General features: G+C 47.0%; 1 tRNA gene. It reads left to right on the top strand.

The window, feature by feature from the left end:
• The first annotated feature begins 11 nt into the window (after positions 1-11).
• Positions 12-86: transfer RNA gene (locus ABXT06_RS22730), tRNA-Val, on the top strand.
• Positions 87-247 lie beyond the last annotated feature (161 nt).

Raw genomic sequence — 247 nt, 5'->3', positions numbered from 1 at the left:
CTAGTAAAATAGGGCGATTAGCTCAGCTGGTTCAGAGCACCTCGTTTACACCGAGGGGGTCGGGGGTTCGAACCCCTCATCGCCCACAAAATTTTTCAACTAAAAGGCTTGTAAATATAAATTCTAAATGTATATTTGCACTCGCAATCACAAAATGATAGCAACCTAGTAAAATAGGGCGATTAGCTCAGCTGGTTCAGAGCACCTCGTTTACACCGAGGGGGTCGGGGGTTCGAACCCCTCATCG

Source organism: Flavobacterium sp. UW10123 (genome assembly GCF_040538975.1).
GTDB lineage: Bacteria > Bacteroidota > Bacteroidia > Flavobacteriales > Flavobacteriaceae > Flavobacterium.
This window is presented reverse-complemented; position numbering and strand designations above follow the sequence as displayed.